Raw genomic sequence first — 22,109 nt, 5'->3', positions numbered from 1 at the left:
ATCTGGAACCGGGGCGCTCACAAGTTTGCTTCCTGCGAAAGCCGGATGCAGGCCGCTCGATGTGAGTGCCCTAGTTCCACGAGCGGCGGCACCGTTTGGCTGCATGCGGTGACCACTGAGGCGCATCTTGGGTGGAACGCGCAGCCTGGCGGAAGCGCCTGCAACGAGGGTGGGGCCCCCGGAATAGGGTGGAGTGGCTCGGCGCCGCGTCCCAGTCGAGGCACCGCTTCCAACAGAGCACGCGTGTAGGGGTGAGCTGGCCGAGCAAACACTTCCTCCGCGGTGCCGACCTCCACGGCGCGGCCCGCGTACATGACCAGCACGCTGTCTGCGAGTCGCGCGACGACGCCCATGTCATGGGTGATGATGACAATGGACATGCCCAGTTCGCCCCGTAGCCGAAGCAAAAGGTCCAAGATCTGCGCCTTGATTGTCGCGTCGAGCGCTGTCGTAGGCTCGTCGGCTATGAGGAGGCTAGGTTGCAGCGCCAGCGCGATCGCAATGAGAGCACGTTGCCGCATACCGCCGGAGAATTGATGCGGATAGTCCTGGGCCCGCTCCGCCGGCGCCGGAACGCCGGTGAGCTTGAGCAGGCGGACAGCCTCCTCCATGGCCTCTCGGCGCCGCATTCCTCGATGTACCATTAGCGTTTCTGCGATCTGGAAGCCCACCGTGGTGCATGGGTTTAAGCTAGAAAGCGCGTCCTGACAGACTAGGCCGGCTTCCTCACCTGCCATTCGACGTCGTTCGCGAGGCGGCATACGCCGGACATCCAGGTCCTTGATGCGGATCTCCCCGGACACGCTCGCCGACGCCGGAAGCAGCCCAGCAACGGCGAGTGCTACGGTGGACTTTCCTGAGCCGGATTCGCCGACCACAGCAAAAATCTCCCCGTGGGAGACATCGAGGTCGAGCCCGTCGACCGCTGTGACGCGGCCGCGCGCACCCTGAAATACGACGCGCAGGCCGCTCACTGACAGAATCGGCCCTCGGCCCATCTGAGCTGGGCGGGGGGTGTCCATCACGCGGCCGAATTGATGCCGGCCAAGTTGATGAACTCGCCTAGATCGGCGTTAAAGACATACCGCCGCGAGGCGCCGAACACCGACGCGCCCATCCAAATCGGCCCAAGCAGATAGTTGTCGTAAAGGATGCGCTGAGCCCGCTTCCACATCTCCTTCCGCTTCTCGGGATCCATCTCGCGCTCCGCCTCGAGCACCAATAAGTCATATGCAGGATTGTTCGTTCCCGACGTGCGACCGGTACTGAGCGTGAAGGAGGCCGTCTTGCTTGCATCCCCCTCACTGAAATCCCAGCCGATCATGAAGAAGGGGCCGGCGCTGCGCGTGGTCATCATGGAAATGAGCCGCCCCCACTCCATGGTTTGGGGCTGGACCTTGAATCCAACCGCCTCTAACTGGGCGTTGATCGCTTGGTAAATCTCGCGGTCCGCAACATACCTTCCATCGGATGTGAAGGTCCGAAGCTCGATCGGGGGTCGACTGGACAAAATCGATCGCGCAAGTGCCGGATCGTAGCGATAAGGTTGCAGCGTGCTGTCGATCTGGACGACATTCGGCGCCATCGGGACACCGAGAACCGTTCCGTTGTCGCCGAGTAATCCAGCGATGATGCCACGGATGTCGATCGCATGGTTGAAGGCACGGCGAACGTCGAGATCGTCAAATGGAGGCTGTCTAGAGTTTAGCAGGATGGTATGAACCAATCCGTCGCGTGTGCGCGCCACGTTGAGGTTCGGCATTCGGCCAATGCGATCGACCTCGTGGAGAGGAAGGCGCTGGATCAGATCCACTTCGCCACGGATCAACGCGTTCACTCGCGTCGAAGCCTCCGGAATGAAGGTGATGACGATGTTCGCGACGTCCGGCTTCGGTCCCCAGTAATCGTCGAAGCGTGTCAGCGCTACCGAGCGGCCCTTCAGCCAGCGCGTCATCCGGTATGGACCCGTCCCCATGGGGTTGTCATTGACGTCTTGCGCAGAGCGCGATTCCGAATAGACCTTCGAAAGTATATGGACACGGCCCGCGCCACCGAGCGGCTGCATACGCAGGAGGAACGTCGGATCGGGAGCGCTGGTGTGAACGCGAACGAGAAAGGGATCGACCACCTCCACGCGCTCAACATTTCCTAGGGCGATCGCGTGGGAGCCACCCTCCTTGGCTCGCTCAATCGAGAACTTCACGTCGTCGGCGGTGAAAGGTGTTCCATCGTGGAAGCGAACACCCTGGCGTAGCGTGAATTCCCATAGTTTCGAGTTCACCAGCCGATAACCAGTCGCCAACCTTGGCTGCATCTCGCCGGTTGCCAACACGCGCCAGAACAGCGTCTCGTAGATGCCGCCGAGTACTACGTGATCGGTGCCGTTGCCAGTCTTGTGCGGGTCGAGGCGATCAAGGCCGGCACTCAGCGCGAGGCGTAGAGCAGCGCCTGTGGATCTCCCTGCTGTTTGAGCCGAAGTTTGGCCAGCTAGCAACGCGGATAGAGCAGCAACGGTCACGACCCCGCGACGGGTGACGGGTGGCAGAGAGTTGCGCCCGGCGGCGTCGCTGACAGTATTCGGATCGGTCATAGGAGTTCTCCCTTTATCGTTTTCGGTTGCGAATTGAGTCTGGTCAGCGGCGCCTCTGCCGAGGGTCGGCTACGTCACGAAGATGCTCGCCCACCAGATTCACGCACAGTGCCAGGAGCACGATGGCGATGCCGGGGATCACGGTCATCCACCACGCCCCGTGCATGTAGTCTCGGCCCTCGCTGAGCATGCGCCCCCAAGTGGGGGTACGGGTCGGAACGCCGAGTCCTACGAAACTCAGACCGGCTTCGATTACAATCGCTGCGGCAATCTCGAATGTGCAGAGCACGATGATGCTTGGCATGATACCTGGCAGGACGTGGCGCCAGAGGATGCGCGTATGGCTGCCGCGCATGACCCTCACCGCCTCGATGTATTCCTGCTCTCGAATCTGGAGGGTTTCGGAATAGGACACACGCGCGAAGGGCACCCAGGTGCCGAGCGCAATCACCAGCACGACCAGTGATGTCGATGGCGTGAGGATGCCGACGATTGTGATTGCCAGAAGGAAGAATGGGAATGAGAGCTGTATATTCGTGAGAGTCAGCAGCGCAGTGGCGACACGACCGCCGCGGTAGCCCGCCAACCCGCCCAGTAGAACACCTACCGTCGCCGCAACAGCCGTCGCGCTGAAGGATACGAGCAACGCTGGCCGCGTGGCGACGAGCACCATCGATAGGATGTCGCGGCCCAGAGCGTCTGTGCCAAACCAGTGGACGCCGCCGGGTCCTTCGGTGCCAGGCGGTTTGAGCCTCATCGGGATCTGTTGATTGGCGGGGTCAAATGGAACGAGCCAATCGGCTCCCACCGCGGCCAATACGTAGAGCGCGAGGACAACAATCGCGAAGCCGACCATGAGCTTCTGGGTTCGCATGCCCATCAACGCTTCCGAAGCCGCGGATCGGCAGCACGCATAGCCACCTCTCCCACTACGGTGACGATCGCGAACATCACGGCGACATAAGCGACAATGCCTTGGATGACAGGATAGTCGCGGCGCTGCAGGGATCGGATCGCGAGCTGCCCGATGCCGGGCCAGGAGAACACGGTCTCGGTTAGCACGGCGCCGCCGAACAGCCCACCGATCTCAAGAGCGACAAGCGCTAGCACCGGGATGCACCCGTTGCGAAGCAGCACGCGCCAGATCACACGCCGTTCGGGCATACCTTTCGCACGCGACGCCAGAATGAACCCAGCAGGCAATACTTCGAGCATCGCCGAACGAGTCAGGCGCGCAAGACGGGGGAAATTGGCGATGGCAAGCGTCGCCGCTGGCAGGACGAGGTGTTCCCACCCTCCCATGCCGTAGGTCGGAAACCAATTCAGGCTCACCGCGAATATCTGCATCAGCAGCAGCGCCATCCAGAAGGCTGGCGTCGAGGCACCAAGAACGCTGACGAACTGGATCGCCCGGTCCAGTGCTCCGCCCTGGCGCACCGCCGCCATCACTCCCAGGGGAACACCCAGCGTGACGGCAACGATTAACGCCACCGCTCCGAGCATCAGCGTATTCGGCAAGTACATCAAGATAATACTGCTAACGGTATCTCCGTCGAAGTAAGATTCCCCGAAATCTCCTACTACTGCGCGCCGCAAATAGGTCAGATACTGCTCGTGGATTGGGGCGAGCAGTCCAAGTTCCTGGAGTAGAGCCTGACGCTCTTCCAGTGTCGCTCCCTCAGGCAGAAGCTGCGCAGTCGGGTCGCCGCTCAGCCTTACCAGAAGAAAGGTGACTGTCATGGCGACCAGCACCACAACCAGCCCCAAGGCGATCTGCCTGACAACCGCCTGGATCACGACGCCGCTCTATTGCGCTGCTATCGGCAGAGACACCGCCGTCTCTGGCATCTTCGATACGGCTGCATCGACTGGCGCGAGCCCCTCCGAGGTGAGCATGGTCGGATTGCATTCAATGCTCTCAATTCGCGCATTGGAAAGCAATGCCGCATTCAACTGGTTGAGCAGCGTGGCGATGCCTTCAGGCGGGACCGGAAGCTGTCCACGGACGGCGCCAAAATAGTCTCGTCCCTTCAGGCGACCCAACGCGCGAGTGACGGCCTCAGGGGTCGCCGGAAGCATGCAGACGGCGACGTCATCCAGCGCCTCCACCAGCACTCCGCCCAATCCGAGGAGACCCACAGTTCCGAGCGTCGCGTCGCGTCGAACACCAAAAAAGAACTCGCGCTGTCGACCCAGGTCCCGCGTCACCAGGTAGCCCGTGAGTGCCTGCGAACCAAGCTTTGCCTCGACCGATGTCTCGATAGCCTTGACGGCAGCACGGACTGACGACGCGTCTCCAATGCCGAGCACGACACCGCCAACATCGCTCTTATGGAGAACGCCAGGTAGGACCGCCTTGATCACCACTGGAAAGCCAATCGCCTCGGCAGCGGCAATAGCGTCCTCGACAGTCGTAGCGACAACAGTCTTTGGCACGGCCACGCCGTAGCTGGCGAGGAGGCGATAAACGTCGTCTTCCGTTGTCAGGCCCGCGTGGTCAGCGCCTGCCTTCGGCTCTGCTGGCACAGGCGGCGCGCTATCGGGGGCTCGGTCCAGGTTCGCGCCGTGCAGCCGCAGCGCCGCTACAGCCGTCGCCGCGATCGAAAGGTCATCGAAGCAGGGAACTCCCGAGGCGCGCAACGCCGTGAATGACTCATGGGTCCTGATCGCAAACGGTGTGTAGTAGATGATGGGCTTGCCAAGCTTGCGTTGCAGCTCTCCGGCCAGTGGTGCAGCGGTGGCATAGTCGTAAGGAGCGCCTGGCTGCAGGGGCCAGTTGCCGTAAAGTCCGAAGTTGACGGCTCCGTCGAAGCCGGTGTCACTCGTCATGACGAGCTCGGTCAGCCTAGTGAAGACGCTGGGATCGGCGTCGAACCCGCCCGTCATGTCCAGCGGATTGCCGACCGGCGCATATGGCGGCAGCCGCTTGCGAAGTTCTGCCTGGAGCCCGCTGGAGAAGGACGGAACCTGGAGTCCGACAGCCTCGATCTCGTCGGTGAACATGATCGAATGTCCACCACCGGAACCGACGATGGCCACGTTATCGCCGCGCATCGGCGGACATAGTAGGAGCGTCTGCGCCACAGGTAGAAGGTGTTCCAGATGCTTGACCTCGATGACGCCGGCTTCTCTCAGAAGCGCGCTGAAGATCCGCTCTGATGACGAGAGGGAGGCGGTGTGGGACAGCGTCGCGCGGCGGCCGGCGCTGGCTCGGCCGCCCTTGAGGATGACGATGGGCTTGCGGCGACTGACCCGCGCGCAGGTTTCCAGGAAGGCCGGTCCGCTGCCGGGCTGGAGCCCTTCGATATAGGCCGCGATGACACCTGTCTCAGGATCATCGCCCATATGCGCGATGTATTCGTGAACGCCGATGTCGGCCTGGTTGCCGAAACTGATGAACGTGGAGAAGCCGGCATCGAGGAGCGGCGACTGATCCCAAAGCGTGATGCCGACATTCCCGCTCTGCGAGATCAATCCGATTCCGCCACGCGCCACCTTGGCACGGCTGATGTTCAGCTGCTTCGGCAGGTTGAACATGCCCATGCAGTTCGGCCCGACGATTCGTGTGCCGAGCGCGTTGCACTGGCGGACGAGTTCCCGCTGCGCCGCCACCCCTTCGCCACCCATCTCTGCAAACCCGGCCGTGAACACGATGGCGACGCCAAGCCCTTGCGCCGCGACCTCTGGAAGAGTTTTCATCGTCGCCTCGGCGCCAAGCATGCTGAAGGCGAGATCGATGCCGCGCGGCAGGTCGGCCGGGTCGGCGTAGATGCGGCATCCCTCCATCTCGCCCTCCTCGGTGCCGAGAAGTGAGATCGTCCCGGGGAAACCGCCATCCTGCAGGTACTTCAGGAAGCGGTAGCCGGCCTTGTCGCGCCTGCGTGAGACGCCCAGTAGCGCAACGTGGCGGGGTTCGAACAACTGCTTCAGAGACATGTCCATGATCCGTTCGTCGTCAGCGCGTCTGGTCGTCGGCCAAGTTGCCGTCCGGGCGGCACCCCGGGATTCTCATGCCGGCTTGGGTTTGCCGAAGAAGCCCGGCTCCGATCCCCATCCCTCATAGTTCGAGCGATGGTAGCGGTAGAGGTTGCGCGAGTGCTGCACGGCATCGAAGCGCGAGAGGTCCATGCCCATCATCATCGCCTCCATCTCGACACGAACGGCTGTCGGCGGGTGGCGGATGATGCGCTGAGCGATCGCCTCGGCTTCAGCGAGCGTCCTATCCGTCGGCACCACCTTGTTCACCAGGTGAACGCGGTATGCTTCCTGGGCGTCGATGAAGTCGCCCGTTAGCGCCATCCATGCTGCCGCCGTCGGCGGCAATAGCCGGGCCATCCGCGTCGTGCCGCTGATGCCTGCGGCCCCGAAGTTGAGTTCTGGGATGCCGAACTGCGCGTTCTCGCCGGCGACGCGAATGTCGGTGTGCAGCAGCAGGTAGATCATGCCATGGCCAATGCACCATCCATTCACCGCACCGATGATCGGCTTGAAGCGACGATGGAGCGCGATATCGTTCTCCCAGCCGGGTCGGCCCGGGACTTCGCCTTCGTCCTGATGGACAAAGAGGTTGGCTTCCATCGCTTCCTGGCGCGTGCGCTTCGGCGTGTAGACGTTGGCTATGTCATCCCCAGCGGAGAACGCACGGTCATGCGCGCCACTCAGGATGCCGACGCGAGCGTCCTTGCGGACCTCGAAATCCTTGAGCGCATGATAGAAGTCCTTGTGCATCTGCGGCGTGATTGCATTGACCTTGCCATTGTCGATTACGAAGTAGGCAATGTTGTCCTTAACCGTGTAGCTCAGCCCCATCTTCGCTTCCTCTCGTCATCCGAGCGCCGGTGTCACCGCGCTATCGGTTCCGTCACGCATCGTAGGCATCGGCGGAACGGGAGAAGAAAGAGTATTTTTATAACGACCCATAAGTTGCGGTTTAGTGTCGGGTGCGGAATTGCGGTGGTCAAACAAGGAAATCCATGGCCGCCGTTATGGATGCATAAGATACGTGGAAGAAGTTCCGCCAATTCGGCGAAGCCAGGCAACGGTTCCCCGCTTGGCGCGCTGCTCATGGTGGAAGAACCTGTGTCGCCGAACGCGCTTCAGCAGCGGAGTTGGACTAATGCAAGGTGTCTCGGAGGCCGCCTCGATCCAGATGCAACGGCGTGCGCGCCTCGATCAAACGCTGCGCTATGACGCCAGCATGCACGATGACGCCGCTGCGAAGCGGTTCGGCTTTTCGGGTGCGATCATCCCGGGCGTCTACGCGCACAGCTTTATGTCGCAACTCGTGCTGGCGAGCTGGGGACTGGAGTGGATGCGCCGGGGCACGATGCAGTCCCGTAGCCGGCGGCCGCTCTATGACAATGAGATCGTGACGGTCAAGGCGGATGCCATCACCCGCGACGAGGACAGTCTCGGGGTGTCAATGTGTGTCCTCAATGCTGCTGGAGAGCAGGCGGCGCTCGGCCATGCCATGCTGCCGTATGCTGCACCGCCACGGATTGACCTCGCGGATTTTCCCATTCTGCCGCTACCGGACACTCCTCCGGAGATCCGGGCGGGCGAGATGAAATCGGGGATGCGCTATGGCACCCTGAACGCCGTCGTCGACGCTGCCTACTTCCAGCAGTCGATCATTGACTTCGACGAGGATGCAGCGACGTTCGGTCGAGAGGGCATTGTCCATCCCGGGCTGCTTCTTCGGTTGAGCTTCCGCGATACGATGGCCTCTTATCGCTCGAACACCCCCGGTCTCTATGTTTCATCGGTCACTCAGTTCCATAGCCTGCTGCATGTGGGTGAGCATCTGGCGAGCTCGGCCGTCGTCGTCGATGCGTACGAGCGCAAGGGCAACCACTACGTGGAAATCGACCAGCTTCTCATCGCCAATATGGAACGGCCAGTCGCCCGCATTCGGCGGCATTCCATCTATTCCGCACGCGGTTGACCACGCGGATCAGTTTGCAATTCCCACCAACGGCGCGACGCTTTGCCTCGTGGAGACCGTGACCGCAACTCGCCGGCGGTCCGGCGAAGCCAGCAAGCTGGGGGTTCGCGCGCCCTCTGAAGGGTCAGTAATGGCCATGCCAAGGGTCGAGGCATTCGACTGTTGGTATGAGAGCGGTATTGCGCTTTCATTCCCCTCCTGATGGCCAAGATGTGGTCGCTCTGTAGACGGCAAGCGGGATTGGCGGGGTGATTAACTTTCGCGAGGTGCAACTTCTGCGGACGATGCTGCAGCTTGGTTCTGTCAGTGAAACCGCGCGTACACTCAACATCTCGCAGCCGGCCGTCAGTCAGGCGCTCACCGCAATTCAGCTCGAGCTTGGCATCGCGCTGTTCGATCGCGTCCGTGGCCGACTGCGTCCGACCTCGCATGCTTTGAGGCTGCTTCCCGACCTTGAGCGATTGGTGGGTAACATTTCCGGCTTCCACGACCTCGTGCTGACGATGCGCGAAGGACGTGCCGGCTACCTTAGTGTCGCGACCGCGCCGACGATCGCGAGTGGCCTCCTACCCGCGGCAGTAACCCGGTTCCGGCAGCAGCATCCGAATGTTCATATCAGCATCCTGTCCGCCGACATCCGAGAGACAATAGACCGCGTCGCCCGGGGCCAGGCCGACCTGGGTATCACGCAGCTGATGGAGGGAGAGGTCGTGGTGCATTCCGCCTCCATCGCCGAAGGCGCCGTCATCTGCGTCATGCCGTCCGGCCACAGGCTTCGGGCACGGACCTCAGTGACGCCCACTGACCTGGCGCAGGAAGATATCGTCAGCTTTCGTCCGAGTTCGCTAACCGGCATGCGCATCCTAGAGGCATTTCGATTGGCTGGAGTGCGCCTAAAACTAGCCGTGGAGACGAACCAAGCGATGACCGCGATGGCCATGGTTGCCTCGGGCGGTGGCGTCGCCTTGATCGATTCCTTCTTTCCACCGCCACCCTTCTTCCCTGGTCTCGTGCAGCGTCCTTTCGAACCGAGGATACGACTGCCAGTTCAGGTAATCCTTCCAGAAAGTCGACCCCTGTCGAAACTCGCCGACAGTTTTCTTGCCGACCTTAAGGACACAATCGGGGGCAACGAGGCATTCTCCGGCGGCCCGACCCCGACAGGCGTGCCTGGAAAGAAGATTGGTCGATTGAGTTCCAGTGATCCGCTTCACGCCGTTGGCGATCCTCGGAACAGGCAACGGTGACCTGCCCTCCCCAGAAGCGGACCGCCGGTGATGTCGCCAGGCTGTCGCGAGGGGAGGTGCAGGGATGGGGCGGAAGAATGGGCACACGTCTAAGGAGAGCGTCGCGAAGCTGCGGCAGGAGGAGGTGCGACTCGGTACAAGCGGTCACTGCCGGTCGCGCGAGAAATGATGTGACCAGGCAGACCGGGTATCAACTGGTGGGGCCTCAGCTCCCGCCCCTTCCCGCCCTGATGAACGCCCCCATGGCGGGCAGATCCAGCGACTCCGGAAGTTTGACCGCGTAGGCGCCACGGTCAATCGGCGGCGCGTGCATCGGGACGGCGACGATGCGGCCGTCCTCGCCCTGTTCCCCATCGTGCACGACACCGACCCCGATCCCGGCGGCGATAGCCTCTCGCGCCGCATCTCGGCTGCCGACCTCAAGCTGCACCCGCGCTACAAGACCCTTTGTGGCAAGGGCGCGCTCCAGCATCAGGCACGTCATCGAGCCGGGCTCCCGAAGAACCAGCGGACCCTCGGCCAACCGCTCGAGTGAGATCCGACGCGTCGCGACGCCGCGCGGCATGCAGGCCACCAGGCGCTGATCCGCCAGCTTCGTGCAGGCCATGCCTTCGACCGGATCGATCAGCGCCATCACGGCGACCTCGATCTCGCAGGCGGTGAGCGCCTCCAGCAGGCCTGCGGTGTTGCCAAGGCGGGTGCTGATGCCGATCGCCGGATGTTCGCGCAGGAAGGCCGCGAAGGGGACAAGCGGCGACGGCGTCGGCTGGCGCCGCCTGTAGGCGGGCGGCTCGAGGCCGCGCTCGATGTAGGTGCGGATGGTCATGCGGTCGCGGCCGGTGCGCCGCGCGATGGCCGAGACGGTGAGGCCCTGCCGGGCCAGATCCAGGAGCATGACGAGCTCCTCTAGGGTGACCACCGGCTGCTGCCATGGTGCCGGTCAACGAAAGCTGGTCCACCGCAACTCCATACTTCGAATCCGCCTATGAATAAGACCTGGGCATGGCGTGCTCATTCCATTAGCGCCCACAAGATTTCTCACGCGCAGCCACGCGGGCCTCTGGCCTCGTGATGCACCGGCTATTCCTTGGTCGTATTGGCGGGGCAGCTTCAACAGCGCCCCCGTCATCTAACTTATAAAATGAGCGAGGGGTTGCGTCGTCGAGCAGGGTCTAACATCGCCATTCGCTTTAGTGGCACAAATATTGCGAAATTGCCGGGATGGGAATGACCGTTCAATCGCGCAGCTCGGCGGCGGTTAATGAGCCGGATGTTTCGGACGCGCGTAGAACCGCAGCCGAACTCGTCCTGGATGGTGTATCGCATCGGTTCGGTTCGACCCTTGCTGTCGACAATCTCAGCCTTCGAGTGGCGCCCGGCGAGATGGTCGCGGTGCTCGGCCCAAGCGGATGTGGCAAGTCAACACTTCTCCGGATCGTGGCCGGGCTCCTCCGGCCGCGGCCGGGCCGGGTCCTGGTAGATGGAATTGATGTCACCGCACTGCCGCCAAATCTGCGTCGTGTAGGGACTGTCTTCCAAAGCTACGCGCTCTTTCCGCACCTCACTGTCGCGGACAACGTTGCCTACGGGTTGCGGGCGGGTGGGGCGCGTCGTCATGCCACCACGAAAATCGTGGGTGAGATGCTCGCCCTAGTGCGAATGGCTGGATTTGAAGCGAGGTACCCAGCCCAACTTTCAGGCGGGCAGCAGCAGCGCGTGGCACTTGCTCGAACGCTGGCGGTCCGTCCATCGATCCTGCTGCTGGACGAGCCGTTTGCGGCCCTCGACCGTGGACTGAGGCTCGACATGCAAATCGAGTTGAAGCGCCTGCAGCGTCGCCTGGGGATCAGCACGCTCGTGGTTACCCACGACCAAGAGGAGGCGATGAGCCTCGCCGATCGGATCGTTGTGCTGAACAAGGGGCGGATTGAACAGGTGGCCGCCGCGAGCGAGGTTTATGACGCGCCAGCGAGCATCTTTGTGGCGGGTTTCGTCGGCACCACAAACCTGCTGCGCGGGCGCCTCGAGCAGGATGGGGCCGGCTTGTTTCGATTTGAAATCGCCGATGGTGCGCTGCCTCTCCGTCGCGCCCACCCGTGCTCGGTTCCGGGGCCAGCGATTCTCTCCGCAAGGCCCGAACAGCTGCATCTCGCGCCTATTGGTTCTCCCGGCCTCGTCGCCACAGTCGAGGTGGTTCTGCCGCTTGGGGCGACGACGATGGTCGAGGTCGCCCTGCCCGACGGCAGCCGCCTCAAGATCTCACTGCCGCCCGCGGCTCATCAGGCAATCCCCTTAGCGGGCGAGCATGTCTCGATCGGTCTGGTTCCGGGTGCAGCGCCTGCCGTGTTCGTCGACACTACCAACCCATAGAGCCGCAACAGGAGCACGTGTCATGATGCGAATGACCACTTCTCGCCGTAGGGTCCTTGGCGCTCTCTCGGGGGTCACTGGTTCGACAGCATGGTCGCTGCCGGCCGCCGCCCAGGAGAGACGGCTCGTCGCCAACACCTATCCTGGCCTCTGGGAAGAGGCACACAGGCTCCACCTGCTGCCGGCTTTCAAAAGGGTCAGCGGGATCGACGCGACATTGACCCCAATGCTGGCCGTTGATGTCATCGCTAGGCTTGCGGCGTCGCGCGGAACGCCCCCGTTCGATGTCATTCTCAACGACGAAGGACCATTTTTAGCTAACATCGATCAGGATTTCTTTGAAACCCTCGATGCGTCGAAGTTACCGAACCTTGCCGATATCCCGCAGAAGTTCATCGATCCGACCATGAAGGGTGTATACGTTTCAGCGCAGATCATCGGCCTTGCGTACAATCCTGCGCGGGTACAGACCCCACCCACATCCTGGGACGACCTCGCACGCCCCGAATACAGAGGCCGCGTCGGCATCACAGGGCCCGGATCGAGCCTCGCAGTTGCTTGGCTCGTCGAGACGGCCAAGCTGCACGGCGGCAGCGAAGCTAACTTGGAACCCGCTTTCGCGCAGTTGCGAAAAATCATGCCCAATGTGGGGGCCGTCACCGCTCACCCCGGTCAGCTCATCACGCTGTTTCAACAGGGTGAAATTGATGTTTCGTTCAGCTACCTAAATCTGATCGCGCCATTAAAGGCGCGTGGCGTGCCCGTCGAGCTCGTGAAGCCCGAGACTGGCTGGGTGCTACTGCGCAACGGTGTACAGATCGTCAAGAATACACGCTCGCCGCAACTCGCCCATGCATATGTGAACGCGTATCTTGGGCGGGAGGTTCAGGCGGGCTTGGCGGCAGCCCCATACTACCTTGCCCCGACTAACACGGCTGTTCCGTTCGGTGGCGAACTGCAGACCATCGGCCAGTCGATGGCCGACCTCGAGCGGAGCGTCATCATCGATTGGGCAAAGATAAATCCGCAGCGTTCGGCACTGATCGAGCGGTTCAACCGCGAGACCAGGGCTTGAGGACCGCCCGATCACTCGACTGGCAGCTGGCAGCACCGCTCGCGTTGTTCTATGTAGCCTTCGTATTTGCCCCGATTGGGCTCCTCGTCGCTGTTAGCTTTGCCGAGTCGCCAGAATTCGACACTTTCAGTTTGCATCAGTATGCCCGCGTATTCGGCGATGCGTACCAGCGCGGTATTCTCGCGGATACACTCCAGATTGGTGCGCAGACGACCGCGGTCACGGTCCTGCTCGCCTATCCGCTGGCACTGCTGCACCTGCGTTCGGGCCCAACGGTACGTAGGTTGATCCTGCTCGCGATTTTGCTGCCGCTGCTGACCAGCACAGTCGTTCGCACATTCGGTTGGGTCGTCATTCTGGGTCGGCAGGGGCTCATCAACACTGCGCTTCTGGGCGCTGGCCTTGTGGAGAAACCCGTTCAGCTGCTGTACACGCACAATGCCCTGGTGGTAGCGCTTGCGCAGATCGAGCTGCCACTAATGGCTTTGCCGATCATCAACGCCCTCGCGCGCATCGACCCCACGCTGATCGACGCCAGCGCCACGCTCGGCGCGCGGCGTTGGCGAACCTTCTTCAAGGTAGTGCTGCCGCTGAGCCTGCCTGGGTTGATAGCCGGTATGGCCCTCGTCTTCGCCGGCTCGATTAGTGCGATCATCACGCAGACATTGGTGGGCGGTGGAAGGATGTTGTTCATGCCCTATCATCTCTACCAGCAGGCGATTCTGGCCAATGATTGGCCGTTCGCTGCGGCGCTCGCCGTGATCCTACTAGCCTTCGTCCTCATGGTGGTTGGATCTCTCCTGGCATTTGAGCGGTCGATGGCACGATGGCGTCATGCGGGCTGAGACCGCTAAACAGCGCGAGAGCGCGGCGCATACGGCGAGGCTGATGACTGCCGTCGACCGCTGGTCATTCGAACTCGTGGTCGTCGGCGTCTCGGCGCTCGCGTTGGTGATCCTCACCGCGCCGACCGTTGTTGTTCTCATCGCCTCCTTCACGGGCGGCCAGTCGCTCCGATTTCCGCCGCAAGGTTTCTCGCTGCAATGGTACGACGCGCTCCTGACACGCTCTCAGGAGATCGGAGTGGCGTTTCGCAACAGCATTGCAGTCGCGGCTATGGCGGCCGCTGCAGGAACGATGATGGCAGTAGCTGCCGCCATGGCGCTTTCGCGACGCACGACAAGAGCGTCTCGTGCGCTGGACGCGGCGTTTATGGCGCCGCTTACCCTGCCTACCCTCGCGCTCGGGCTCGGCCTTCTCATGCTGATCAGCATCGCTGGTGCTGAGCCATCACTCGTCACACTGGTCGTCGGGCACACGATCATTGTTGCCCCCTACGTGTTGAGGACAACCTCCGCTAGCTTGAGCCAGCTCGATCCGGCCCTCGTCGACAGCGCCCGCACGCTTGGTGCTGGCCCCGCGTATGCGTTTCGAACTGTTGTCCTGCCGCTGATCGCGGCTGGAATCGCGGCGGGTATGTTCATCGGCTTCATGGCATCGTTCGACAACGTCTCGATCTCGCTATTCCTAGCCGACGCTGGCACTGACATGCTGCCGCTCAGGCTCTGGAACATCATTGAGAACCTACTCGACGTGCGCGCGGCAGCCGCTAGTGGGCTGCTAATCGCGGTGACCGGTGTGTTGCTGATGGTCATGGAGCGCTTGACGCGCTTCAGCCGACAAATGAGGAATTGAATGATGACCAAAGATCACGAGCACTGGATGGACATGGCGCTTGCTCTCGCGCGCGCCGTGGAGGCGAGTGGAAATACGCCGGTCGCCTCGCTGGTCGTTCGCGACGGAGAGGAAATTGGTCGCGGCACGAACGAGGTGACAACGAAACGGGATCCGATCCTACATGCCGAGATCGTCGCTATCCAAGACGCATGCAAGCGCAGCGGCTCGGCGACACTAGAAGGCGCGGTGCTTTACAGCACGATGGAACCATGCCCGATGTGTGCATGGGGGATACGTTGTGCCGGTTTGAAGCAGGTGGTTCTTGGCGCACGCCATGCGGACCTGAAGCGAACCGATATGGGCACCTACGCATTTGACACGTTCATGATCGCGACAGGGCAGAACGTTCAACTTGTGAGCGGGATACGCACGGCGGAGTGCGTCGAGTTGCGGCGAGAATGGTCCGCGCGTACCGGGCGAGTGGTGTAGCGGCGCGCACCAGCGGCGTCGTTTACCGCGTCTATTGGCACGCCATTCCCGCGGCGCCATGCGCTGCGCTTCGAGCTATGCCCATAGACTGTGACGCGCCTCGCGCGCCTTCGCCTCGAGGCGCAGCAAGGCGGGACCGTCCGGGTAACGCGGAATACCCACGCGTCGCCCCGACGTGCCATCTCGACGTTGACGTCGAGGCTCCCCAGAAAGACGCGCCCGATCACGCGGCGATTTCGATCGATGCCGGTGACGGCAATCAGCACGCGACGTTCGAACGCCCGCCCAGTGGGCATCTGCCGGGCACGGTGCCCGAAGGCGTGTCGGCGCTCTGGCGCGTGGATCTCGGCCAGGCGCACGCGGACCTGCAGCCGCTGTTCCGTGAGCACGGTGATGGTATCGCCGTCGGTGACGCCTTCCGCTCGCGCTCTGAATTCGGTTGCTTCCGCCGTCACGTCCGCGGAGCAAGGACTCAACATCAGCATCACGCGAGCGCCGATGCGCGGCCTCCGGAGGTGGAGTTGCCCCCATCAAACCGGACAAGCGGCGTGGGTTGCTGACTGCGCAGCGATGAACTCACGTGGCGAGCGCATGCGCAAGCCGTTGTGAGGATGGATGGTGTTGTAGTCCTCGAACCATTCGGCCAGGCGCTGCAGGACGGAAATGGTGTCTGGCCTTGGGTTCACGCGGACATAGTCGCGCTTGAAGGTCTTCACGAAGGCCTCGCAGACGCCGTTGCTCTCGGGGCTGCGATCTGGAGCCGTTCGACAACGATCGTCGGCTGGCTGCCGTCCGCGATTGGCGGGCGCGACATCCCGACCATAAGGTTCCGCCCTGGCGTGCGCTGGAACGCCTGTAGCAGCAGCGAGGGCTAGAGGCAGATCGCGCAATTGAACGCGCGATCCGCCGCCATTGCGTCCATCATGCGCGCAAGCGCCAGCGCCGTGGTGAGTTCCACTGCGGCCTGCTGCTGTAGATCGACGGGGAACTCCGTCACGCGGGTGGATGATAATCATCGGTCGGCTGCGGCGGACAATCGGTGGAAGGTTTGTCTCGTTTCGCTCCCCTCGACACCACCACAAGCGACCCATCCGGCAACGGCCGCTGAAGCGCTATCGCCTCTGACCAATTCGCGGTCATCCAGGTTTCGATTTCCGCCGGCTTGGTGAGGATCACCGGCATCGCCCTTGGGTGGGCCAACCTCCGCGTTCGGCTCCGTCGTCAGGAGGCCGAACAGGTCGATCGTCTCGAAGCCCGTCCGCACCTTCCGCACGCTGGTCCACCGCTGCGCCCATATCCCGGCGAAGAAGGTGAGCGGGCAGGACTCATCGCGCGCGAACCAGATGTCTCCGCCTGCCTCCCGATTGAACTCGCTGAAGAACGTGAAGGGCACCAGGCACCGGTTCTCGACGCCGATCCATCGCTTCCAATGCAGCGAGGCGGTGTTGCGGATGTTCGTCGTGCCGCTGTCCGGTTCCCTACGAAGCAACTCGTCGAAGTCGACGGGCTTAACCTTCGCACGGATTTTGTCCGCCCGCTTCCTGGCAGCGTCCAGGAGCGCCTTCTTCGACGACGGCATCCCCCACCGCACCAATGCCAGTTCCCGGCCCTCTGGCGTGTTCCGCACGATCGGCGCTGCGTAGTCCGGGAACGCGCCGGACATCGGCTGCAGGTTGCCGGTACTGTCCTTGAACGCCATCGCGAGTTGGCGGATCGCCTGTTGGTTCGGGACGATGCTGTAGAGGTTGCACATCGCTGTCGATCCAATCGCCCGTGATCAGTTGGCGAGGAAGAAGCGCAGCGCAGCGGCTGCTTGCTGGCACGCCACCGGATGGGATCGTGCGATATAGCGTTGCTGCTGCGATGTCATGATTTGCGCCCGGCCGAACACCTCCTCCAGGTCCGGACGGCCGTGGATGCGGCTCATTGCCGCGGCAAGCATGCGCGCCAGTTCCGCCGCGGCTGGCGCGCTGTAGCAGCCGCCGGGAGAGCGAGGACCGCAAGCAAGGCAAACGATCGCATGCGAGGTTTCCAGGGACAACGGACTTCAGCTTAGCACCAGCCCCCGCAGCGTGCGGCCGGTAGCGCGTGGAGCAGCGCCCCGTTCTATGGGATCGCAAGAACTTCCGAGGTGGTGTCCGACAATCAGTGCGGCGGCGCAGAGGGTGTTTGACGCCCAAACTTTCGGCGGTTCAATATCAGGTGCCGTATCAGGTGCGGCACCCGGCAGAATGACTAAATTGTTGAAAATAATGGCGTCCCCTAGGGGATTCGAACCCCTGTTACCGCCGTGAGAGGGCGGTGTCCTAGGCCTCTAGACGAAGGGGACCCTGGCCGGAGGCGCGCTTCTAGCCCCCTCCCCCGCCGGGATCAAGCGCCCTTCTTCGTGCCGCTCGTCTTCGGGCCGCCGCCGCCACCACGCACGCGCGCCATATCCCGCCGCCCCTCGCGACACGCATCCGAGCAGAAGCGAACCTCCTCCCATATCCGCGCCCACTTCTTGCGCCAGGCGAAGGGCCGCCCACAGGCCGCGCAGGTCTTCTGCGGCAGGTTCGGCTTGTGATGCGCCATGGCGCGCTAGTCCCGCAGCCGGATCTCGCCGCTGCGCCGTCCGCTTGCCGGGTCCACCAGCACCACGCGCTCCCCATCCGGCCGCACGACCCAGATCGCGAGCGCCCCGCCGGCGGCCGCGATCCCGCCGATGCGGCTGCCCGCGGGCTCTCCCAGCACGATGTCCTGCGCAACCACCATCGGCGTGGCGCCCGCCACGCGCGGCGCCGACGGCGCGTTCGCGCGCTGGACGAGCAGCACCACCAGCGTCACGGTGCCCGCGACAATGAGCACCCCCATCCCAATCACCAATGCCTTGAGCGCCGCCACGCCATCCCCCTCGCCCGAAACCGCCGCCGGGCGCGTCGAACGCATCGCCCCGCCCGAGGCCGCCGGCATGCGCGCCGACCGCTTCCTCGCGGACGCGATAGGTTCGCTCTCGCGCTCTCGCGTCAAGGCATTGATCGAGGACGGCCGCGCGACGCGCGACGCCACCCCGCTCACCGACCCGTCCGAGACGGTGCGCGCCGGCGCCCGCTACGCCATAGACATTCCCGCCCCGGTCGCCGCTACGCCGCTGGCGCAAGCCATCCCGCTGACCATCCTGTTCGAGGACCGCGACCTTATCGTGCTCGACAAGCCCGCGGGCCTCGTCGTGCACCCCGCGCCGGGCAACCTCGATGGCACGCTGGTGAACGCCCTGCTTGCCCATGCGGGGGATGACCTGCCCGGCATCGGAGGCGAAAAGCGCCCGGGCATCGTGCATCGGCTCGACAAGGACACATCGGGCGTCATGGTCGCGGCGAAGACCGAACGCGCCCATCGCACGCTGTCGGAAGCCTTCGCCAACCGCGACCTGGACCGCGCCTATGTCGCGCTCGCCTGGGGCCTGCCTGCGCCCACCAGCGGCGAGGTCGTGGCCCCGATCGGCCGCCACCCCGGCGACCGCAAGCGGATGGCGGTGGTCGACCGCGGCGGCAAGCCCGCCACCACGCGCTATGCGGTGCAGCGCGCCTGGGGCGCGGCGGTGGCGCGGGTGGAATGCCGGCTGCTGACCGGTCGCACCCACCAGATCCGCGTCCACTTGGCGCATATCGGCCACCCGATCGTCGGCGACCCGGTCTACCTGCGGCGTACACCCGCGGCCGCACGGTCGCTCACGGCGCCGGTGCGCGACGCGCTGCTCGCCTTCCCACGCCAGGCGCTGCATGCGGCGACGCTCGGCTTCAACCACCCGGTCACCGGCCAACCGCTATCCTTCGCGAGCCCCGTGCCGGCCGACATGGCGGCATTGGTTGCGTTGCTGGATGGTAACGCGCCGTAACCCGACTATTGCACTCGGTTTTTCTTGCGCGGTGGAACCCGGAGGGGTAAAACCGCGTTGTCGGATTCCGAAGGGTGCCAGCAAGGCGCCCCATCCGGCCGGTCCCGGGCGTGATCGGGACGGGCGGCCCAAGGCGCGGGCCCTGAGGAAGGCTGACGTAACCGAGTTTTTTGGCCCGCGCGGGCCCCGCCATCACGGGCGGTCCGCGCAGCCCAGGAGGCAGATGAGACCATGGCTTCCATGTCGATCCCGATGGCGACCGAGGGCAACCTCTCCCGCTATCTGCAGGACATCCGCAAGTTCCCCATGCTTGCGCCGGAGGAGGAACTCTCCCTCGCGCGCCGCTGGAAGGACCAGGGCGACGAGAAGGCCGCCCACAAGCTGGTGACCTCGCACCTGCGCCTCGTGGCGAAGATCGCGATGGGCTACCGCGGCTATGGCCTGCCGGTCGGGGAACTGATCTCCGAAGGCAATGTCGGCATGATGCAGGCGGTGAAGCGCTTCGACCCGGAGCGCGGCTTCCGTCTGGCCACATACGCCATGTGGTGGATCCGCGCGGCCATTCAAGAATATATCCTGCACTCCTGGTCGCTCGTGAAGATGGGCACCACGGCAGCGCAGAAGAAGCTGTTCTTCAACCTGCGCCGGCTCAAGGCGCAGATGTCCGCGCTCGAGGAAGGCGACCTGAAGGACGAGCAGGTGGCGAAGATCGCCCATGCCCTGGCGGTGCCGGAGCAGGACGTGATCAGCATGAACCGCCGCCTGGCCAGTTCCGACCAGAGCCTGAACGCGCCGGTGCGCGCCGACAGCGAAGGCGAATGGCAGGACTGGCTGGTCGATGACGGCGAAAGCCAGGAGGAGGAACTCGCCGAGCGGGAGGACATGTCCAACCGCCGCGACCTGCTCAATGGCGCGCTCAAGACGCTGAACGAGCGCGAGCGCCACATCCTGATCGAGCGCCGCCTCAAGGAGGAGCCGACGACGCTGGAGGAACTCTCCCAGCAATACGGCATCTCCCGCGAGCGGGTCCGGCAGATCGAGGTGCGCGCCTTCGAGAAGCTGCAGAAGTCGATGAAGCAGCAGGTGATGGAGCGCCGCCTGACGGTCGGCTGACCGGCGGCGCAGGACGGCATTGTGAAGGGGCGGCGGGGCAACCTGCCGCCCCTTCGTCGTTCCGCCCCGTCCGGCGCGGCACGGCCGGATCGGGCCACGGGACCAACGGCGCGGCGGCATGCCAGCGCTCGGCTGGGGCTCGCCTTAGCCGCCATCGGGCGTAGCATTCCCGCGCGCGCCACGCCGCGCACCGACAGGAGGATGCCCGCATGATCCAACCGTCCCGCCGAATTGCGCTGATGGCGCCGCTGCTGGCGCTGGCCAGCACAGCCGCGGCGCAGGCGCCGGCCGTGATGCTCTTCCGCGTTGTCTCCCAGCGCGACGACATCATCATCGGCCTGACGCCGGCTGAACTGGCGGCCCTCGGCAGCGGGCCGGAGGCCGAACGCATCGGCCGCGCCCTGGCGGCGCAGGGGCAGATCGGCGCCTGGCGCTACGTGGTGGGGCGCGCGTCGGATGGTTCGACCCGCTACGGCGCGACGGGGCGCGTGTCGATCCTGCGGCAGGAGACCTACCGCATCGAGCCCTACCGGCCCGCCCTGCCGGTCGCCCCGCCGCCGGGCTGACCCGCACCCCACGAAAAAGGGGGCCTCGCGGCCCCCTTACCCGTCACGCGATGTCCGCGCCGTTCAGCGGATCGGCGGCGCGTAGTGCAGCCCGCCATTGTTCCACAGGTTGTTCACGCCGCGCGGTATGCCAATCGGCGTGATGTTGCGCTCGTACATCTCGCCGTAGTTGCCCACCTGGCGGATGATCTGCAGCGCCCAGTCGTTGCTGAGGCCCATGGAGCGACCGAGGTCGCCCGAACGGCCCAGCAGACGCTGCACGTCGGGGTTCTGGCTGGTACGGGCCATTTCCTCGACATTGGCGCTGGTGATGCCGAGCTCCTCGGCGGCGATCTGCGCGTAGAGCGCCCAGCGCACGATGTCGAAGAAGCGCCAGTCGCCCTTGCGGACCGCCGGGCCAAGCGGCTCCTTGGAGATGATCTCGGGCAGCAGCACGAAGTCGTTCGGGTTCTGCTGCGTCGCGCGGAAGGACGCCAGCGAGGAGGCGTCGTTGGTATAGGCGTCGCAGCGGCCCGAGGTGAAGGCGGCGCGGATTTCCTCGACGTTCTCGATCACCACCGGCGTGAAGCGCATACGGTTGGTACGGAAGTAGTCCGCCAGGTTCAGCTCGGTCGTGGTGCCCGGTTGCACGCAGACCGTCGCGCCATCGAGCTGCCGCGCCGAGGTCACGTTGGCGTTGCGCCGGACCATGAAGCCCTGGCCGTCATAGAAATTGATGCCGGCGAAGGCGAGGCCGAGCGACGTCTCGCGCCCCAGCGTCCAGGTCGTGTTGCGCGCGAGCATATCGAGTTCGCCCGACTGCAGCATCGGGAAGCGCTGCACCGAGGTGTTCGGCACGAAGCGGACCTTGGTCGCATCGCCCAGGATGGCAACGGCCACCGCCCTGCAGGTGTCCACGTCCAGGCCGCGGAATTCGCCGCGGCTGTCGGGCAGCGCGAAGCCGGCGGAATTGATCGCGACACCGCAGATCAGCGACCCGCGGGCGCGGATGGCGGCCACGGTGTCGGGGCCGGCGGCCCCCTGGGCAAGCGCCTGGCCGGCGAAGGCGAAGACCGCAGCGGCGGCCACACCCGCGATGCGGGTGCGAAGTCCTGTCATGTTCATTGTCTCCCGTTGATGACCCTGTAGCCGCCCGAACTTGACCGGCGTGGCCACAGCATGCCC

Annotated in this window: 23 protein-coding genes, 1 tRNA gene and 2 pseudogenes; 10 read left to right on the top strand and 16 right to left on the bottom strand. The window is 64.0% G+C overall.

Annotation, left to right across the window (positions count from 1 at the left end; genetic code table 11):
• Positions 1-17: 17 nt before the first annotated feature.
• The 6 genes from MWM08_RS08225 to MWM08_RS08200 form a co-directional block, all read right to left on the bottom strand.
• A complete protein-coding gene (locus MWM08_RS08225; protein WP_244458962.1) occupies positions 18-974 on the bottom strand; it encodes an ABC transporter ATP-binding protein in 957 nt (318 codons plus the stop codon).
• A gap of 47 nt (positions 975-1,021) precedes the next feature.
• Positions 1,022-2,590 (bottom strand): ABC transporter substrate-binding protein, encoded by a 1,569-nt coding sequence (locus MWM08_RS08220; protein WP_244458961.1) that lies wholly within the window; start codon positions 2,588-2,590, stop codon positions 1,022-1,024.
• Positions 2,591-2,633: 43 nt separating this feature from the next.
• The gene (locus tag MWM08_RS08215; RefSeq protein ID WP_244458960.1) at positions 2,634-3,464 is read right to left on the bottom strand and encodes an ABC transporter permease; all 831 of its coding nucleotides are present in this window, start codon (positions 3,462-3,464) and stop codon (positions 2,634-2,636) included.
• A gap of 5 nt (positions 3,465-3,469) precedes the next feature.
• Positions 3,470-4,387, bottom strand: a complete 918-nt coding sequence (locus MWM08_RS08210) for an ABC transporter permease (RefSeq protein ID WP_244458959.1) — start codon at positions 4,385-4,387, stop codon at positions 3,470-3,472.
• A 9-nt stretch (positions 4,388-4,396) separates the two neighbouring features.
• Entirely contained in the window at positions 4,397-6,526 is a 2,130-nt protein-coding gene (locus MWM08_RS08205; RefSeq protein WP_244458958.1) for an acetate--CoA ligase family protein, read from the bottom strand.
• 72 nt (positions 6,527-6,598) lie between these two features.
• Positions 6,599-7,399 (bottom strand): enoyl-CoA hydratase/isomerase family protein, encoded by an 801-nt coding sequence (locus tag MWM08_RS08200; protein WP_244458957.1) that lies wholly within the window; start codon positions 7,397-7,399, stop codon positions 6,599-6,601.
• Positions 7,400-7,706: 307 nt separating this feature from the next.
• Here MWM08_RS08200 and MWM08_RS08195 point away from each other — a divergent pair, with 307 nt between their 5' ends.
• Positions 7,707-8,534 (top strand): hypothetical protein, encoded by an 828-nt coding sequence (locus tag MWM08_RS08195; RefSeq protein WP_244458956.1) that lies wholly within the window; start codon positions 7,707-7,709, stop codon positions 8,532-8,534.
• Positions 8,535-8,782: 248 nt separating this feature from the next.
• Entirely contained in the window at positions 8,783-9,781 is a 999-nt protein-coding gene (locus MWM08_RS08190; protein ID WP_244458955.1) for a LysR family transcriptional regulator, read from the top strand.
• Between the two features lie 205 nt (positions 9,782-9,986).
• Here MWM08_RS08190 and MWM08_RS08185 read toward each other — a convergent pair whose 3' ends face one another.
• Complete coding sequence (locus tag MWM08_RS08185) at positions 9,987-10,700, bottom strand: LysR family transcriptional regulator substrate-binding protein (RefSeq protein WP_255751396.1); 714 nt, start codon at positions 10,698-10,700, stop codon at positions 9,987-9,989.
• A gap of 302 nt (positions 10,701-11,002) precedes the next feature.
• Here MWM08_RS08185 and MWM08_RS08175 point away from each other — a divergent pair, with 302 nt between their 5' ends.
• Genes MWM08_RS08175 through MWM08_RS08155 form a run of 5 tightly spaced genes read left to right on the top strand, consistent with a single transcriptional unit; the run spans position 11,003 to position 15,392 of the window.
• Entirely contained in the window at positions 11,003-12,151 is a 1,149-nt protein-coding gene (locus MWM08_RS08175) for an ABC transporter ATP-binding protein (RefSeq protein WP_244458954.1), read from the top strand.
• A 31-nt stretch (positions 12,152-12,182) separates the two neighbouring features.
• Complete coding sequence (locus MWM08_RS08170) at positions 12,183-13,226, top strand: extracellular solute-binding protein (RefSeq protein ID WP_244458953.1); 1,044 nt, start codon at positions 12,183-12,185, stop codon at positions 13,224-13,226.
• A complete protein-coding gene (locus MWM08_RS08165) occupies positions 13,223-14,071 on the top strand; it encodes an ABC transporter permease (RefSeq protein ID WP_244458952.1) in 849 nt (282 codons plus the stop codon). The genes MWM08_RS08170 and MWM08_RS08165 overlap by 4 nt, the downstream gene beginning before the upstream one ends.
• 43 nt (positions 14,072-14,114) lie before the next feature.
• On the top strand, positions 14,115-14,921 hold the full coding sequence (locus tag MWM08_RS08160; protein ID WP_244458951.1) for an ABC transporter permease: 807 nt from the start codon (positions 14,115-14,117) through the stop codon (positions 14,919-14,921).
• Positions 14,922-15,392: a nucleoside deaminase gene (locus tag MWM08_RS08155; protein WP_244458950.1), complete on the top strand. Its 471-nt coding sequence runs from the start codon at positions 14,922-14,924 to the stop codon at positions 15,390-15,392. It abuts the gene before it with no gap.
• Here the strand turns inward: MWM08_RS08155 and MWM08_RS26505 are convergent.
• The 8 genes and pseudogenes from MWM08_RS26505 to MWM08_RS08125 all read right to left on the bottom strand — a co-directional run bounded on the left by MWM08_RS26505 (position 15,311) and on the right by MWM08_RS08125 (position 18,272).
• Positions 15,311-15,871, bottom strand: a complete 561-nt coding sequence (locus tag MWM08_RS26505) for a thermonuclease family protein (protein WP_423816042.1) — start codon at positions 15,869-15,871, stop codon at positions 15,311-15,313. The two genes, MWM08_RS08155 and MWM08_RS26505, sit on opposite strands and share 82 nt — an antisense overlap.
• A 51-nt stretch (positions 15,872-15,922) precedes the next feature.
• Positions 15,923-16,150 (bottom strand): annotated as a pseudogene (locus MWM08_RS08150) (integrase core domain-containing protein); the annotation flags it as partial.
• Positions 16,151-16,263: 113 nt separating this feature from the next.
• The gene (locus tag MWM08_RS26300) at positions 16,264-16,389 is read right to left on the bottom strand and encodes a hypothetical protein (RefSeq protein ID WP_255751395.1); all 126 of its coding nucleotides are present in this window, start codon (positions 16,387-16,389) and stop codon (positions 16,264-16,266) included.
• Positions 16,386-17,145: pseudogene (locus tag MWM08_RS08145) on the bottom strand (SOS response-associated peptidase family protein). Before MWM08_RS08145 ends, MWM08_RS26300 begins: the two are co-directional and overlap by 4 nt.
• A gap of 24 nt (positions 17,146-17,169) precedes the next feature.
• Positions 17,170-17,319, bottom strand: coding sequence for a hypothetical protein (locus tag MWM08_RS08140; protein WP_244458949.1), 150 nt, complete (start codon positions 17,317-17,319; stop codon positions 17,170-17,172).
• Between the two features lie 326 nt (positions 17,320-17,645).
• Positions 17,646-17,721: transfer RNA gene (locus MWM08_RS08135), tRNA-Glu, on the bottom strand.
• Between the two features lie 41 nt (positions 17,722-17,762).
• Positions 17,763-17,963, bottom strand: coding sequence for a DUF2256 domain-containing protein (locus tag MWM08_RS08130; protein ID WP_244458948.1), 201 nt, complete (start codon positions 17,961-17,963; stop codon positions 17,763-17,765).
• A gap of 6 nt (positions 17,964-17,969) precedes the next feature.
• On the bottom strand, positions 17,970-18,272 hold the full coding sequence (locus MWM08_RS08125) for a DUF6476 family protein (protein WP_244458947.1): 303 nt from the start codon (positions 18,270-18,272) through the stop codon (positions 17,970-17,972).
• On the opposite strand from MWM08_RS08125, the gene MWM08_RS08120 reads away from it, so the two are divergent.
• The 3 genes from MWM08_RS08120 (at position 18,259) to MWM08_RS08110 (ending at position 20,945) form a co-directional block, all read left to right on the top strand.
• On the top strand, positions 18,259-19,266 hold the full coding sequence (locus tag MWM08_RS08120; RefSeq protein WP_423816021.1) for an RluA family pseudouridine synthase: 1,008 nt from the start codon (positions 18,259-18,261) through the stop codon (positions 19,264-19,266). The two genes, MWM08_RS08125 and MWM08_RS08120, sit on opposite strands and share 14 nt — an antisense overlap.
• Positions 19,267-19,497: 231 nt before the next feature.
• Entirely contained in the window at positions 19,498-20,379 is an 882-nt protein-coding gene (rpoH, locus tag MWM08_RS08115; protein WP_244458946.1) for an RNA polymerase sigma factor RpoH, read from the top strand.
• A 209-nt stretch (positions 20,380-20,588) separates the two neighbouring features.
• On the top strand, positions 20,589-20,945 hold the full coding sequence (locus tag MWM08_RS08110; RefSeq protein ID WP_244458945.1) for a hypothetical protein: 357 nt from the start codon (positions 20,589-20,591) through the stop codon (positions 20,943-20,945).
• 63 nt (positions 20,946-21,008) lie between these two features.
• On the opposite strand, the gene MWM08_RS08105 is transcribed toward MWM08_RS08110, so the two are convergent.
• The gene (locus tag MWM08_RS08105) at positions 21,009-22,049 is read right to left on the bottom strand and encodes an amino acid ABC transporter substrate-binding protein (RefSeq protein WP_423816020.1); all 1,041 of its coding nucleotides are present in this window, start codon (positions 22,047-22,049) and stop codon (positions 21,009-21,011) included.
• Between the last annotated feature and the right edge of the window lie 60 nt (positions 22,050-22,109).

Source organism: Roseomonas fluvialis, assembly GCF_022846615.1.
GTDB classification, from domain to species: domain Bacteria; phylum Pseudomonadota; class Alphaproteobacteria; order Acetobacterales; family Acetobacteraceae; genus Neoroseomonas; species Neoroseomonas fluvialis.
Note: the sequence above shows the minus strand (reverse complement) of the source record. Positions and strands in the feature narration are given on the sequence as shown.